Source organism: Rhodococcus sp. NPDC003382, from assembly GCF_053589135.1.
The window spans coordinates 1-14779 of the sequence record NZ_JBSFRH010000054.1 but is presented as its reverse complement, the minus strand read 5'-3'; the positions used below and the strand labels follow the sequence as shown (position 1 = coordinate 14779).

General features: G+C 68.5%; 11 protein-coding genes. 3 read left to right on the top strand and 8 right to left on the bottom strand.

The window, feature by feature from the left end; genetic code table 11:
* Positions 1-294: 294 nt before the first annotated feature.
* From ACWDUD_RS26340 to ACWDUD_RS26315, 6 genes are all read right to left on the bottom strand, one after another.
* Positions 295-645, bottom strand: coding sequence for a hypothetical protein (locus tag ACWDUD_RS26340; RefSeq protein ID WP_197256311.1), 351 nt, complete (start codon positions 643-645; stop codon positions 295-297).
* Between the two features lie 231 nt (positions 646-876).
* Entirely contained in the window at positions 877-1731 is an 855-nt protein-coding gene (locus ACWDUD_RS26335; protein WP_197256309.1) for an HpcH/HpaI aldolase/citrate lyase family protein, read from the bottom strand.
* Between the two features lie 5 nt (positions 1732-1736).
* Positions 1737-2255 (bottom strand): MaoC family dehydratase, encoded by a 519-nt coding sequence (locus ACWDUD_RS26330; RefSeq protein ID WP_197256307.1) that lies wholly within the window; start codon positions 2253-2255, stop codon positions 1737-1739.
* Positions 2252-3412, bottom strand: coding sequence for an acyl-CoA dehydrogenase family protein (locus ACWDUD_RS26325; RefSeq protein WP_197256305.1), 1161 nt, complete (start codon positions 3410-3412; stop codon positions 2252-2254). Before ACWDUD_RS26325 ends, ACWDUD_RS26330 begins: the two co-directional genes overlap by 4 nt.
* 9 nt (positions 3413-3421) lie before the next feature.
* On the bottom strand, positions 3422-5530 hold the full coding sequence (locus tag ACWDUD_RS26320; RefSeq protein WP_450111236.1) for an ATP-binding protein: 2109 nt from the start codon (positions 5528-5530) through the stop codon (positions 3422-3424).
* An 11-nt stretch (positions 5531-5541) separates the two neighbouring features.
* Positions 5542-7146 (bottom strand): carboxyl transferase domain-containing protein, encoded by a 1605-nt coding sequence (locus tag ACWDUD_RS26315; protein WP_197256303.1) that lies wholly within the window; start codon positions 7144-7146, stop codon positions 5542-5544.
* Between the two features lie 102 nt (positions 7147-7248).
* Here ACWDUD_RS26315 and ACWDUD_RS26310 point away from each other — a divergent pair, with 102 nt between their 5' ends.
* The gene (locus ACWDUD_RS26310) at positions 7249-7893 is read left to right on the top strand and encodes an SACE_7040 family transcriptional regulator (protein WP_197256301.1); all 645 of its coding nucleotides are present in this window, start codon (positions 7249-7251) and stop codon (positions 7891-7893) included.
* Positions 7894-8059: 166 nt separating this feature from the next.
* Entirely contained in the window at positions 8060-11635 is a 3576-nt protein-coding gene (locus ACWDUD_RS26305) for a patatin-like protein (protein ID WP_450111235.1), read from the top strand.
* A 135-nt stretch (positions 11636-11770) separates the two neighbouring features.
* Here the strand turns inward: ACWDUD_RS26305 and ACWDUD_RS26300 are convergent, their stop codons facing one another.
* Both ACWDUD_RS26300 and ACWDUD_RS26295 read right to left on the bottom strand, forming a co-directional pair.
* Positions 11771-12034 carry a GlsB/YeaQ/YmgE family stress response membrane protein gene (locus tag ACWDUD_RS26300; protein WP_450111234.1) on the bottom strand — a complete coding sequence of 88 codons (264 nt, stop codon included), beginning with the start codon at positions 12032-12034 and terminating at the stop codon, positions 11771-11773.
* Positions 12035-12153: 119 nt separating this feature from the next.
* Positions 12154-13263: an NDMA-dependent alcohol dehydrogenase gene (locus tag ACWDUD_RS26295; RefSeq protein WP_197256295.1), complete on the bottom strand. Its 1110-nt coding sequence runs from the start codon at positions 13261-13263 to the stop codon at positions 12154-12156.
* Positions 13264-13415: 152 nt separating this feature from the next.
* On the opposite strand from ACWDUD_RS26295, the gene ACWDUD_RS26290 reads away from it, so the two are divergent.
* A complete protein-coding gene (locus ACWDUD_RS26290) occupies positions 13416-14693 on the top strand; it encodes a chloride channel protein (RefSeq protein ID WP_450111233.1) in 1278 nt (425 codons plus the stop codon).
* The last annotated feature ends 86 nt before the right edge of the window (positions 14694-14779 follow it).

Sequence of the window (14779 nt, the reverse complement as noted above, 5' to 3'; positions counted from 1 at the left end):
CGCACAAGAGCAACCGCTGCTTATCGTCTATTGCCGGTCGGTCCAACTCTGTTTCATCGGCGCACCTGCGCCTACCCTGCACGGACCCCTGTCCGCCTCCCCCCGCACGCCGAAGACCGCCCCGAGGTACCGGGGCGGTGAGGTGGGCATTCGGCGCACGCACATCGCCCCAATCTACCGCCTGGGAACACTGCCGCCGAAACGACCGCACGGGACCCGACGCTGCGCGCCGAACCCCGCGGGAGTGAATCTACCGAGCAGTAGCGACACAGGTCGCGTTTTCTCGTCACCTGCTCACCAGAGCACCGCAATGATCACGTTGAGGATGCCGAGACCGCCGATCGTGTGGGCGAGAGCACCCGTCGATCCCGGGTTCTGCTTCTCCTTCTTGAGGCCCACGATCGCGAGGACGAGGATCACCACGGCGACCACGAGCTTGACGCCGATCTTCATGTGGTTCAGCTCAACCACGTCCTGTGCCTCGCGCAGACCGACGAGGGCGAGGCCGCTCACAAGCTGGAGGATCGCGCCGTGCAGCATGCCGGTCACGACACGAGGTTCCTTCACCACGGCGAGCCAGCTGCCGATGATGCCGGCGAGGCCGATGAAGTGCAGGATGAGGAAGATCTTGATGGCGACGTCCATGCCCGTCATCCGAGCATCGACGCCGGCGTTTTGTCCAGTTAGGTCACGCTCAGCACGTGTCCGAGGTCACCCCACCGGTCGCGATACGGACCGGTCGGCTCCGGATCGTGGCGAGGGACCGATCCAGCACGCGTAGGGCGCCGCCCCGCCGCTCGGAACCGGGGTTCCGGTAGCGGCCGGGGCGACGCCCTCGAGGCCCGGGGCCTCGAACGCTCCCGGGGGCCCTGAACGCTACTGTCGCGCGTCCTTCCCGCCCGTCGGGGCATGTCCCTGCACGCGGGCTTCGACGGACCGGTGCAGGATCTGCTCGGCGTGCCGCAGCACCGGTGCGTCGACCATCTTTCCTTCGAACTGGAACACCCCGCGTTCCTCGGGCACCGCGGCCAGCACGCGTCGCGCCCACTCGACCTCTTCCTCGGTCGGGGCGTAGGCCTGGCGGATGACCTCGATCTGGCCGGGGTGAATCGCGACCTTCGCGTCGAAGCCGACCGCGACGGCGTCGAGCGTCTCGTCCCGCAGGCCGTCGTGGTCCTTGATGTCGAGGTACACCGAGTCCAGCGCCCACCGGCGGTAGGTCTTCGCCGCGAGCAGCGCCGACGAACGAACGTGCCGCGCGACGTCGCGGTACGACCCGTCCGCGTGGCGGCTGGACTGACCGCCCAACCCGACGACGAGGTCTTCCGCACCCCACATGACGCCGATCGTGCCGGCGGCGAGTGCGATCTCCGAGACGGCGAGGGCGCCGGCCGGCGACTCGATCAGCGCGACCACCTCACGCGGGGCGAGGGAGGTGACCTGCTCCGCGGACTCGCACTTGGCGAGCATCACCCGCGTGTACGCGGTCTTCGCGAGCGCCTTCAGATCCTCGGCGTGCTCCTCGGTACCCACCGGGTTGACCCGCACCACGGTCCGTTCGGGATCGAGGGGCGTGTCGACGAGGCAGCGCCGCGCGTAGTCCTTGTCGGCGTGCGCGACACCGTCTTCGAGGTCGAGGATCACGACGTCGGCGATCGCCGCGGCCTTCCCGTACCGCTCGGGCCGGTCCGCCGGGCAGAACAGCCACGCAGGGCCCGGAATGGTGCTCATCGTCGTCAACCTTCCTGCGCCGGATCGACCGGCCGCTTCTGGACGAGAGTCTGCCGCACCGCGACGGCGATCACCTTGCCGTGCTGATTGCGGGCGGTGTGTTCGAACGTCACGATGCCCTGCCCCGGCCGGGACTTCGACTCGCGCTTGTCGGTGATGAGGGTTTCCGCATACATGGTGTCGCCGTGGCGGACCGGATGCGGGAACTTGACCTCCGAGAAGCCGAGATTGGCGACGATCGTGCCCTGGGTGAGCTGCGCGACGGACAGGCCGATCAGGGTGGACAGCGTGAACATCGAGTTGACCAGCGGCTCGCCGAACTCGGTGCCGGCACTGTAGGCGGCATCGAGGTGCAGGGCCTGGGTGTTCATCGTCAGCGTCGTGAACAGAACGTTGTCCGCCTCGGTCACGGTGCGGCCGGGCCGGTGTTCGTAGACGGCGCCGAGTTCGAACTCCTCGAACCACAGGCCCCGCTGGACTACGCGCTTGGTGACTTCCGTGTTGTTCGCGGGCGGGGTGCTCACAGGCCCAGCTCCCGCGCCACCAGCATCAGCTGGACCTCGGTGGTGCCCTCGCCGATCTCGAGGATCTTGCTGTCGCGGTAGTGCCGCGCCACCGGGTACTCGTTCATGAAGCCGTAGCCGCCGTGGATCTGGGTGGCATCGCGCGCGTTGTCCATCGCCGCCTCGGACGCGATGAGCTTGGCGATCGCAGCCTGCTTCTTGAACGGCTTGCCGGAGAGCATCAGGGCTGCCGCGTCGTAGTAGGCGGTCCGGGCCGTGTGCGCCCGCGCTTCCATGCGCGCGATCTTGAAGGCGATGGCCTGGTTGCTGCCGATGGGCCGGCCGAACGCCTCGCGTTCCTTGGCGTACTTGACGGACTCGTCGACACAACCCTGCGCCGCACCGGTGGACAGCGCTGCGATCGCGATACGGCCCTCGTCGAGGATCCGCAGGAAGTTCGCGTAGCCGCGGCCGCGCTCACCGAGCAGGTTCTCGGCCGGCACCCGCACGTCGGAGAACGTGAGCGGATGCGTGTCCGAAGCGTTCCACCCGACCTTGTTGTATGCGGGTTCGGCGGTGAAGCCGGGGGTGTCGGTGGGAACGACGATCGTGGAGATCTCCTTCTTGCCGTCGCGTTCGCCCGTGACGGCGGTGACGGTGACGATCTCGGTGATGTCGGTGCCGGAGTTGGTGATGAACTGCTTGTTGCCGTTGATCACCCACTGGTCGCCGTCGAGCTTCGCGGTGGTCTTGGTGCCGCCCGCGTCGCTGCCGGCGCCCGGCTCGGTCAGGCCGAACGCGCCGAGCGCGCGGCCCGCGGCGAGCTGCGGCAGCCACTTGTTCTTCTGTTCCTCGTTGCCGAAGCGGTAGATCGGCATCGCACCGAGCGAGACGCCCGCCTCGAGGGTGATGGCGACGGACTGATCGACCTTGCCGAGTTCCTCGAGGGCCAGGCACAGGGCGAAGTAGTCGCCGCCCTGGCCGCCGTACTCCTCGGGGAAGGGCAGGCCGAACAGGCCCAGCTCGGCCATGCCCGCCACGACCTCGTACGGGAAGGTGTGGTTGGCGTCGTGCTCGGCGGCGACCGGCGCGACGACGGTGCGCGCGAACTCGGCGACGGTGTTCTTCAGGTCCCGGTAGTCGTCGGGAAGCTGGTCGGTGGAGAGGTAGCTGCTCATGGGGCGGTCCTAGTTCTCGGTGTCGGAAGGAACTGCGGCGTCGGAAGGAACGGCGGCGTCGGAAGGAACTGCGGTGTCGGTGTGGACGGGCACGATGCGTGCGAGGAGCTGGTCGACCTTGACCTGATCGCCGGCGGCGACCAGCAGTTCGACGGTGCCGTCGACCGGCGAGGTCAGGGCGTGCTCCATCTTCATGGCCTCGACGACCACGACCGTGGTGCCTGCGGTGACCGTGGCACCGGCCTCGACGGGGGTGGCGATGACCGTGCCCGGCATGGGGCTGGTCAGCTCCGCTTCCCCGGCGTGGGCGTCCGCGCCGCGGATGTTCGGTTCGCGGGCCTCACGCACCGGCCACGTGCCGCCGTTGCCGGCCAGCCACACGTGATCGTCGTCGGCGGCGACGCGGAACACCGAACGCCGGCCGTCGAGGATGATGTTCAGGACCGCCCCGTCGAGTTCCGCGGTGAGCGGGCGCTCCGGGCCGTCCTCGATGCGGGCGGTCGCGGCACCGGGAGTGCCGGTGATGTGCACGTGGTCGGTGCGGGTCGGGGTCTGCAACCGGATGGTCGTCGGAGCCGCGGTGCCGACGCGCCAGCCGCTGGGGCGGTCCCACGGGTCGACCGGCGCCGCGGTCGTCGCGGCGGGCCAGCGCTGCAGCCAGTGGTGGGCAGCGGCTGCGACGAGCACCTCGTCGGGCGTGCCGGGGGCTTCGTAGTCCCCGAGCCGGCGGTCGAGCAGCCCCGTGTCGAGGGCCCCCGCCTTCACGTCCGGGTCGGCGAGCAGGAACCGCGCGAAGTCGATGTTCGTGACGACGCCGAGCACCGCGGTCTCGGACAGGGCACGGTCGAGACGACGCAGCGCGGACGCCCGGTCCGGACCGTGCGCGATGACCTTGGACAGCATCGGGTCGTAGTCGCTGCCCACGACGGTGCCTTCGCGCAGGCCCGAATCGACGCGGATGCCGATCGCAGTGTCATTCCCCGTCGCTGCGCTCGCCCCGCCGGGCTCATCCAAGCCGAGCACCGTGCCACCCGTCGGCAGGAAGCCGCGCGCGGGGTCCTCGGCGTAGACGCGGGCCTCGATCGCGTGCCCGGTCAGGGTGATGTCGTCCTGCTCGAAGCCGAGCGGCTCGCCGGCCGCGACCCGCACCTGCCATTCGACCAGATCCAGTCCGGTGACCAGCTCGGTGACAGGGTGCTCGACCTGCAGGCGCGTGTTCATCTCCATGAAGAAGAACTCGTCGGGAGCGTCGGCGGAGACGATGAACTCCACGGTGCCGGCGCCGGTGTAGTCGACGCTGCGGGCCGTGTTGCACGCGGCCTCGCCGATGCGAGCCCGGGTCGCCTCGTCGAGCAGCGGCGACGGCGCCTCTTCGATGACCTTCTGGTGGCGGCGCTGCAGGCTGCATTCGCGCTCGCCGAGGTGCACGACGTTGCCGTGGGTGTCGGCGATGATCTGCACCTCGATGTGGCGGGGCCGCTGCACGAACCGTTCCAGGAACAGCGTGTCGTCGCCGAACGCGGAGGCGGCCTCACGGCGTGCCGACGCCAGCGCGTCGGCGAGCTGACCCGGTTCGGTGACCAGGCGCATGCCCTTGCCGCCACCACCGGCGGACGGCTTGATCAGCACCGGGTACCCGATTTCGCCGGCGGCGGCGATCAGTTCGTCGTCGGTCAGACCCGGCCGGGAGATGCCGGGGACGACGGGTACGTCGAACGCGGAGACGGCGTTCTTCGCGGTGATCTTGTCGCCCATCGTCTCGATCGCCTTGGCGGGCGGGCCCAGGAAGATCAGCCCGGCGTCGGCGCAGGCCTGCGCGAACGCCGAGTTCTCCGACAGGAAGCCGTATCCCGGGTGGATCGCCTGTGCACCGGAGGTGCGGGCCGCGTCGATCACCTTCGCGATGTCGAGGTAGCTCTCGCGGGCGGCGGCAGGTCCGAGCCGCACCGCGGTGTCCGCCTCCCGGACGTGGAGGGCTCCGGCGTCGGGGTCGCTGTAGACGGCCACCGAACGAATCCCCATGCGGCGCAACGTTCGGATCACCCGGACCGCGATCTCACCGCGGTTGGCGACCAGAACGGTATCGAACAGGCCGGGGCCACCGGCAGTTTCGTTCATGCTCATTTCACTCACATCCGGAAGACGCCGTAGGAGACCGGCTCGAGCGGCGCGTTCGCGCACGCCGACAGGGCCAGGCCGAGAACTTCTCTGGTATCGAGGGGGTCGATGATGCCGTCGTCCCACAACCTCGCGGTCGAGTAGTAGGGATTGCCCTGCGCCTCGTACTGCTCGCGGATCGGCGCCTTGAACGCCTCCTCGTCCTCCGGCGACCACGGCTTGCCCGACGCGTCGAGCTGCTCGGAACGGACGGTCGCGAGGACGGATGCGGCCTGTTCACCACCCATCACCGAGATCCGGGCGTTGGGCCACATCCACAGGAACCGCGGCGAGTACGCCCGGCCGCACATCGAATAGTTGCCCGCACCGTAGGACCCGCCGACCACGACGGTCAGCTTCGGCACCCGTGCGCACGCGACGGCCGTGACCATCTTCGCGCCGTGCTTGGCGATGCCGCCGGCCTCGTAGTCGCGGCCGACCATGAAGCCGGAGATGTTCTGCAGGAAGACCAGCGGAATCGACCGCTTGTCGCACAGCTCGATGAAATGCGCTCCCTTGAGGGCGGATTCCCCGAACAGCACGCCGTTGTTCGCGACGATCCCCACGGGGTGGCCGTGGATCCGCGCGAAACCGGTGACCAGAGTCTTGCCGTATTCGGCCTTGAACTCCTTGAAGCTGGAGCCCGGCCCCGCCGGATCACCGTCGACGACCCGCTCGATGACCTCCCGCACGTCGTACGGGGTCCGGGAATCGGTCGGCACCACGTCGTACAGATCGGACGGGTCGGTGGCCGGCGCGAACGTCGGCGCCACATCCCACGGGCGCGGGGTGCGCGGACCGAACGTGGAGACGATCTCGCGGACCTTGTTCAGCGCGTCGCGGTCGTCCTCGGCCAGGTGGTCGGTGACACCGGAAACCTTCGAATGCAGGTCGCCGCCGCCGAGCTCCTCCGCGGTGACCACCTCGCCGGTCGCGGCCTTCACCAGCGGCGGCCCACCCAGGAAGATGGTGCCCTGGTTCCGGACGATGACGGCCTCGTCGCTCATCGCAGGCACGTACGCGCCACCGGCGGTGCAGGAACCGAGGACCGCGGCGATCTGCGGAATCCCCTTGGCGCTCATCGTCGCCTGGTTGTAGAAGATGCGGCCGAAGTGCTCGCGGTCCGGGAACACCTCGTCCTGCCTGGGCAGGAACGCGCCACCGGAGTCGACGAGGTAGAGGCACGGCAGATTGTTCTGCAGCGCGATCTCCTGCGCCCGCAGGTGCTTCTTGACGGTGATCGGGTAGTAGGTGCCGCCCTTGACCGTCGCGTCGTTGGCGACGATCACGCACTCGCGTCCCGAGACCCGGCCGATGCCGGCGATCATGCCCGCGCCGGGGCACTCGTCGTCGTACATGCCGTTCGCGGCGAGCGGCGCGATCTCGAGGAACGGGCTGCCCGGGTCGAGCAGGGCGTCGACGCGGTCGCGGGGCAGCAGCTTGCCGCGGGAGACGTGGCGTTCGCGGGACTTCTCGTTGCCACCGAGCGCGGCGACCGCGAGGCGTTCCCGTAGCTCGCCGACGAGCGCGAGGTGCTGGTCGCGGTGGGTGGGGAGAGTCGTTCGAGGGGTTGTCACAGGCTCGTCCTCGTCACTGGAGTTAATCTTCGATAACTGAAAACGAGGTTAACTGTGATTAACTGAGTTGTCCAGACCACACACGAAACGGAAGGGGAAGCGATGTCGGAGCCCGACGTGCAGGACGCCCCCGAGGCCCCCACGCTCCCACCCGAAGAGCGGCCCCTGACCCGGCGCAGCCAGGCGAAAGCGGATCGGCGGCGGCAGCTGTTGCAGGCCGCGGCGAGGCTCGTCGCCGAGCGCGGATTCGCCGGCGTGCGGCTCGAGGACCTCGGCGCCGCGGTCGGCATCAGCGGTCCCGCCGTCTACCGGCATTTCCCCAACAAGGACGCCTTGCTGGTCGAACTGCTCGTCGACATCAGCCGCCGGCTGCTCGCGGGCGGCACGGCCGTCGCCGCCGAGACCACCGACCCGGAGCGCACGCTCGTGCGGCTCGTCGACTTCCACCTCGACTTCGCGCTCGGGGAACCCGACCTCATCCGTGTCCAGGACCGCGAACTGCAGTCGCTGCCCGACGACGCGCGCCGCGAAGTACGGCAGACGCAGCGCCGCTACGTCGAGATCTGGGTGGACGTGCTGCGGCGGATCGATCCGACGCTGCGCGAATCCGACGCGCGCACGATGGCGCACGCGACGTTCGGGCTCATCAACTCCACGCCCCACAGCGCGATCCCCTACTCCCCCACCGCGGCGCGCGTGGTGCTGCGTCGGATGGCGCTGGCCGCGCTGCGCTCCGGGGGCAGCTGAGCATCTGCGGGCACCGAGTATCTGCGGACACGAGAACCGGGGCACGGAATTCGGGTAGTCGACTACTCGTGCTCCCGGCCGACCTCGGAGGACACACTCGAATCGGCGCCGACCGATCGGCGGGACCGGCCGGCCCGGCAGATGTCCCGACGAAAGGGGTCGTTCCATGTGCGCGCCGCGAACGATGAACACAGCGCTCGGACTCCCGAGCCCACCGACCGACCGCAGCCGGACCGACGGCCGGGAACACCCGCCGGATCCCGTCGCCCTGCCACCCGCACCCGGCGAAGACTCGACCTTCGCTCCCCAGGCACTTCCGGCCCCGGCGGATCAGCCATCGCGAGCAACGGCCACCTGTCACGACTCGTCCCAGACCTACGCTCGCCAACTCCGCATCGCCGTGGCGATGCGCGGCGGCGTGAGCTTGGCGGTCTGGATGGGCGGGGCCTGCCGGGAGCTGGTCCGACTGCGACAGGGTTCTCTCGGAATCCCGGACGAATTCGTGGACGGCGCCGCCGGCGCGAAGGTCTACAAGGCATTGCTGAAGGAATGCGGGTACAGCGAGCCGGTCGAGATCGACGTCATCGCGGGCACCAGCGCCGGCGGGTTGAACGGTGTCCTGCTCGGGTGGCACCTCGCGCGCGGAGCCGGCTTCGGGGACGACGTCCGGGACATGTGGCTGCGGCTGGGCGACCTCGGCGACCTGGCCCGCCGGCCGTTGTGGAACGGGCACGAGTCGCTGCTGCGCGGCGACGACTACTTCTTCCCACAGGTCCGGAAGGCGCTCGAACAGCTCGACAGCGACGGCGTTCCGTGCGCACAGGCGAACCATCCCCTGCGGTTGCTCGTCACCGCCACACGGCTGCGGCCACGTACCGACGCCGTGTTCCCCGGTGCCGGACCCCGCCTCGGCGCCACCGAGTCGCGGTCGTTCTTCCGATTCCGCTATCAAGGCCGCTCCCGTGAGTTGCAGGGTTTCGACGACTTCGGCGACGCCGAACAGATGGCGTACGTCGCGCGCACCACGTCGTCGTTCCCCGGCGCATTCGAACCCGCGACCGTGAACCCCCACCCGAAGAAGTCCCTGACGCGAGAGACGGGCGCACCCAACGTCCACGGCGTCAGTTCCGAAACACGCTCCGATACAGGTAATCCCAACGACTCCGGCGTCGAGCTGATCGACGGCGGGGTGCTCGACAACGTTCCGCTGACCTGGGCGGTACGCGCGGTCGCGGGAATGCCCGCCGACCAGGCCGTCAACCGGTGGCTGCTCTACCTGCAACCGGATCCCGGTAACCATGTGGAGAATCCGCCGCAGACCCGCTCTGCCACGCGAATGCTGCGGTCGCTGTTCCAGACCTCGCAGCTGAAGAACAACTCCGAATCCATCCTCGACGACGAGGAGAACCTCCGCCAGCTCGTCGCCGCGGAACGTCGCGAGCTGGCTGTCCTTCTCGGCATCGATCCCGACCTCAATGCACCGGAGCGGCGCGCCCCGGGCATCGAACAGATCGACGCCTATCGAGCGGTCGTGGGATGCGCCGAAGTACGCAGGCTGCAGCGACTGGCGAGTGCGCCCCTCACAATCGTCGGCCTGGATCCCCTGCCGATCCCCGATACCCATAAGCCGCTGCTCGCGGCGTTCGCAGCCTACGACCAGTCCAAGGGTGGACCCCTCGCCCCCGTCGACGACGCAGACGCCATGAAACTCGTCCTGCCGGACGAGAGACTGAGCGAATCGAACGTCGGGTGCTGCGCACGCACCCCACTGGTCGCCGCGAGAGCAGTCACGCTGTTGCTGCATGCGCTGCGGCAAACCGAGACGGCGCGAAGGCAATTCGAGGCGACACGGCAGAACCCCTACCCGCGGGACACCGAGCGCTTCGACGAGCTGGACAAACAATTCCGGGAACAGGACGAGCAATTCCGCGAACAGATGTCGGAACTGCGCAAGGAGATCTACACCTTGCGCTTCACCTGCGAGGTGACGGTTGCCCACCGCGACCGCGTCCTGCTCGACACCATCACCCGCGAACCCTGGCGCAAGCCCGACTCCCTGCTCGAAAAGGCGTCCAACAAACCGGATTTCGAGTATCCCGAAGCATTTCCCGACCGCGGTACGAAGCGATCGCACTGGCGCACGTGGACGCGGCACGCAGCGGCCGCCGCCGCGGGAGTGCCGCCGGCGCCGCGGACACCCCCGGACGCGGTCACCTGGAAGGCCGATCCCTACCGAGCCCTGTGGGACGGAATCGTCGCGCAGACGGTATCCGTCGCTGATCTCGTCAACCGATTCCTTCCGCCCGGATCGGTCCGGATCGACCCCCTCCTCACGGTCCTGCGGCGCGCCACCGACACAGCGCGGGCCGACCGCACGCTGTGCCGCCTGGAGATCGTCACCGGCCCGTCGCGGCCGGATCCGCTGGGAGCCTCGGTCGCACCCAAGCTGGTGGTCGCATCCGCCGCAGAGCAGAGCCCGCTCGAGGATCGGATCTACGGCGAGAAGCTGAAGGAAACCGAACGAATCTCGCGCAAGCTCAACGGAAATCAGATCGGGAACTTCGCCGCGTTTCTCAGTGCGCGGTGGCGCCAGAACGACTGGTTGTGGGGGCGGATGGACAGCGCCCAGAGTCTGGTTCGCCTCGTCGCCACGCGGGACCGCACCGCGAACATCGATGCCGAGAAGCTGCGCACACTGTTCTTCGCCGGTGCCCCCGAACGCGGCCCGTTCCGCGATCTGCTCAACCGTGAATGGGTGAACGGCATGTACGCCGACAACCCACCGGAGAAAGTCGTCGACGCGATCACCACACGATTGCACTGGGACATCCTCGAGCACGAACTCGAGCACCTCCGACAACTACACGAGCGCAAGTCCGGAAAGGACCGGCCCCCGAGCTCGACCGGCCGCGAGTTGCGCACACCGGCTCGAACGGTGGCGGAGGATCCGCAGCCGGCGCTGAAACTCCTCGCGGACGTCGGCGACGAATCGGTCTCCGACCTCCTGCGCCGTCCGGATCTGCGCCGGACGCAGCTGCAACTGGCGCTGGTGGGTCTGGGTGCGCTGTTCCCCGCCGGTTGGAAGAGCAAACTCGGTTATGCCGCGACCAGTGTCACCGCGGGACCGCTCGCGATCCTGCCGCTGCTCCTGGCCATCCTCGCGCCGTGGGGAATGCTGGTGTCGATGCTCGCGCTCGGGATGCTCACCGCGATGATGACCGGCCGAGCGATGTCCCTTGCACAGCTACCCGCACTGCTCGGCATGGTGCTCGTTCTGGTGTGTGCGACGCACAGATTCTGGAAATGGCGTCATTCCCGCTTCACGGTGGGGGTCCTGGGGATCGCCGCGATCGGGATCCTGCTGTGGGTCGGGCGGGACTGGCAGATACCCAGCAGCAGCTGGCCCTGGCCCGCGGGTGCTGCGGCGGCAGCCGTCGCTGTGGCAGCACCGATGGTCGCCTCGCAGTTCACCGCCTGGCACTACGCGTGGCGCGCGCACGAACGAGGAGTCCGATGGATGCTGCCCGTCGGCGCCGTCCTCGCGTCGGCAGGTGTATCGGCCGCAGCGATCTGGGGATTCACGAACCTGTACGGTACGGAATCCGCCGGGATGGACCCGATCGGCCCAAACCCGGCGTGGAGAACCCTGATTCTGGTGTGGATTCTGCTGGCGATGGCGTTCTGGGCGCTGCTCGTCGCCCTGTCCGTCCGGCGGGCCGAGCCATCCCCGGAGACCGCGTGACCACCGTGGACGAGCGCCGATGTCCCTCACCCCGGCTCTGCACGCACGGTCGCCGTACCGCTCCGATCGAGGAGCGGTACGGCGACCGTGGAATTCGGTTGTAGCGCGAATCCGGTCGGCGCGTGCGCCGAAGCGCTACTTGTTTCTCGTCAGCGAGGTGTAGCCGAGCGTCAGCACGGCGGCTGCGGCGATGGAGATGAACCAGCGGATCCAGTCGATACCGCTGGTGTTGCCCTTGTCGAGCAGACCCTCCCACACCCAGTAGCCGATCAGGGCGCCCGCGATGCCGAGCACGACGGTGATCACCCAGCCCATCGCCTGCTTGCCCGGGATCACCAAGCGGGCGAGCACCCCGATGACCGCACCGAAGATGATCGTCCCGATGATGTTGCCAATCATTGCGAGCTCCTTTCCGTCCTACATGAGCCATACGGACGGTATGTCACCGATGATCATGAAGATAGCGACACGACCGGAACAGCCGGGAAAATTCGTGCAAATCGTTCCCGCACCGACGCTCACGCGTGGATGATGACGCCCCGGATGTTCTTTCCGTCCCGCAAGTCCTGATAACCCTGATTGACCTCTTCGAGCGTATACCTCGTGGTGATGAGCTCGTCGAGTTTCAATTGCCCGGCGTCGTACAGCCGCAGCAAGCGCACGATGTCGTACTGCGGATTGGCCGAGCCGAACAGCGATCCCTTGATGGTCTTCTGGAACAGGGTCAGTTCCGCCCCGGACACGTGCACCGTCAGCTTCGCCGGATCGGCCAGGCCGGTGATGACCACGGTGCCGCCCTTGCCGACGACCGACGTGGCCGCCGAGACGACTTCCTCGTCGACGGTCCCGACGAGGATCAGCGCGGCGTCGGCGCCCTGTCCCCAGCTCAGCTCTCTGACCTTCTCCGCGGCCTCCTCGGCCGTCGCGTACGCGTGAGTCGCCCCGAACTTCAGGGCCGTGTCCCGTTTGAAGTCCACCGGGTCGACGACGACGATGTACTTCGCGCCTGCTTGCACCGAACCCTGCACGGCGTTGACGCCGAGTCCGCCGATTCCGTAGATGACGACGATGTCGCCGGGTCGCACATCCCCGGCGTACACGGCGGTGCCCCACCCGGACGGAACCCCGCACCCGACGAGCACCGCGGTTTCGAGCGGCAGCCAGTCGTCGACCTTGACGACCGAGTGCTGCGAGATGGTGGCGCGTTCGGAGAAGGTGCCGAGCATGCACATGGCACCGAAGTCCTTACCACCGGAGTGGAACCGGAAGGTTCCGTCGGGCATGGAGCCTTCGAGGATCGTGGCGCCCATGTCGCACAGGTTCTGCCGGCCGGTGGAACAGTAGCGGCAGGTGCCGCAGTTCGGGATGAAGCTGCACACGACGTGGTCGCCGGGCTTGACCTTCGTGACGCCCGGCCCGACTTCCTCGATGATGCCGGAGCCTTCGTGGCCACCGACGATCGGGAAACGCGGCGGCAGGTCGCCGTCGGTCAGGTGCAGATCGGAATGGCACAGACCCGCTGCGGTGTATTTGATGAGGACTTCGCCCGGGCCGGGCCCGTCGAGGTCGAGTTCCATGATTTCGAAGGGTCGTCCAGTTTCGAGCAGCACTGCCGCCTTGGTCTTCATCGTTCATCTCCTCGGATCGACAACCGACCGGTCACCCCCCGACTCAGTGTGTCATGGATCACATCGATTGCCCGGTGGTCGGAGAGTACGCGTTTCGTCCGGCTCGCCGAACCCGGCACGACCACCCGGGTCCCGGTGCTAGCGTCCCGATCATGGGCGCCGGCGCTCGGGGACTGCTTGCCGTGAGCGCGGCCGCCCTCGTGGCGGGCATCGCGATCGGTTTCGTGGGCGGGGCGTTCCGCTGGTGCCTCGGGATCGCCGATCGGTGGCGTTTCGAGCTGCTGGAGTGGGCCGGCCGCGCCCCCGGTCCGGGCTGGCTCGTCCCGGTCGCCGTCGCAGCGGTCGGGGCCGCGGCGGCGGCAATGATCGTCCGGATCGTGCCGTTGGCGTCGGGCAGCGGAATCCAGCACGTCGAGGCGGTGTACCGGGGGGAGGCCGATCCCGCGCCCCTCCGGTTGGTCCCCGCGAAGTTCGCCGGTGGGCTGCTCGCTATCGGATCGGGTCTCGTCCTCGGTCGCGAAGGCCCGACCGTGCACATGGGTGCGGCTATCGGAACCGAAACCGGGCGCCGCGCAGGACTTCCCGAATCCGATGTCCGCATCACCGAATGCGCGGTGGCGGGTGCGGGGCTCGCTGTCGCGTTCAACGCGCCGATCGGTGGGGCCCTGTTCGTGTTCGAGGAGGCGACCGGAATATTCCGCACGCGCATCGTGATACCGACCCTGTTCGCGGTCGCCGCTGCCGTGACCTGTTCCCGGTTCATCACCGGCGACCGCCCCGACTTCGCGGTGGGCGCGATCGAGTCCGCGTCACCGGTCCTGCTGCCGCTGTTCGTCGTGTTCGGCGCCGCCACAGGCGTTCTCGGCGTGCTGTACAACAAGCTGATACTCGGATTCCTCGCGGCCGCCTCCGCGGTGCACCGAGTACCTCCGGTCGTGGTCGCCGCGGTGATCGGGGCGATCGTCGGACTGCTGCTCGTGCTCGATCCGCTCGCCGCCGGTGGCGGCGACACCCTCTCCCAACGCATCGTGGGCGGCGAAGGCGTGCTGTTGCCCGGCGCTCTGGGGTTGCTGCTCATGCGATTCGTCGCCGGACCGCTGTCCTATGCGGCGGGGACACCCGGTGGCCTGTTCGCCCCTCTGCTCGCCGTCGGCGCCCTGTGGGGGTCGATCTTCGCCGACGTCGCCGATCTCGTTCTGCCCATTCATGATCCGGGTCTCGGCGTGTCGATGGCGATCGTCGGCATGTCGGCGTTCTTCGCCGCGACGGTACGCGCACCCTTCACCGGCATCGTGCTCGTGATCGAGATGACCGCCGTCTCCGCGATCACCGTTCCGATGGCCGCGGCATCCGCTGCGGCGGTTCTCGTCGCCCAGCTCGCCGGCTCGGCTCCGATCTACGACAGCCTGCGGCACCGGATGCTCGCGTGAGCGGTGTGGCGGTTTTGGGGGGGGGGCCACCCCACACCACAACCGCGGCCGGGCCGCCCCCAACGCCCCCCCCGGCGGAGGCTATG

Bases quoted from the DNA above. Each gene is read 5' to 3' on its own strand.
- ACWDUD_RS26310 (WP_197256301.1), top strand. From the start codon at position 7,249: ATGTCGGAGCCCGACGTGCAGGACGCCCCCGAGGCCCCCACGCTCCCA.
- ACWDUD_RS26340 (WP_197256311.1), bottom strand. From the start codon at position 645: ATGGACGTCGCCATCAAGATCTTCCTCATCCTGCACTTCATCGGCCTC.
- ACWDUD_RS26325 (WP_197256305.1), bottom strand. From the start codon at position 3,412: ATGAGCAGCTACCTCTCCACCGACCAGCTTCCCGACGACTACCGGGAC.
- ACWDUD_RS26300 (WP_450111234.1), bottom strand. From the start codon at position 12,034: ATGATTGGCAACATCATCGGGACGATCATCTTCGGTGCGGTCATCGGG.
- ACWDUD_RS26305 (WP_450111235.1), top strand. From the start codon at position 8,060: ATGTGCGCGCCGCGAACGATGAACACAGCGCTCGGACTCCCGAGCCCA.
- ACWDUD_RS26320 (WP_450111236.1), bottom strand. From the start codon at position 5,530: ATGAACGAAACTGCCGGTGGCCCCGGCCTGTTCGATACCGTTCTGGTC.
- ACWDUD_RS26295 (WP_197256295.1), bottom strand. From the start codon at position 13,263: ATGAAGACCAAGGCGGCAGTGCTGCTCGAAACTGGACGACCCTTCGAA.
- ACWDUD_RS26290 (WP_450111233.1), top strand. From the start codon at position 13,416: ATGGGCGCCGGCGCTCGGGGACTGCTTGCCGTGAGCGCGGCCGCCCTC.
- ACWDUD_RS26335 (WP_197256309.1), bottom strand. From the start codon at position 1,731: ATGAGCACCATTCCGGGCCCTGCGTGGCTGTTCTGCCCGGCGGACCGG.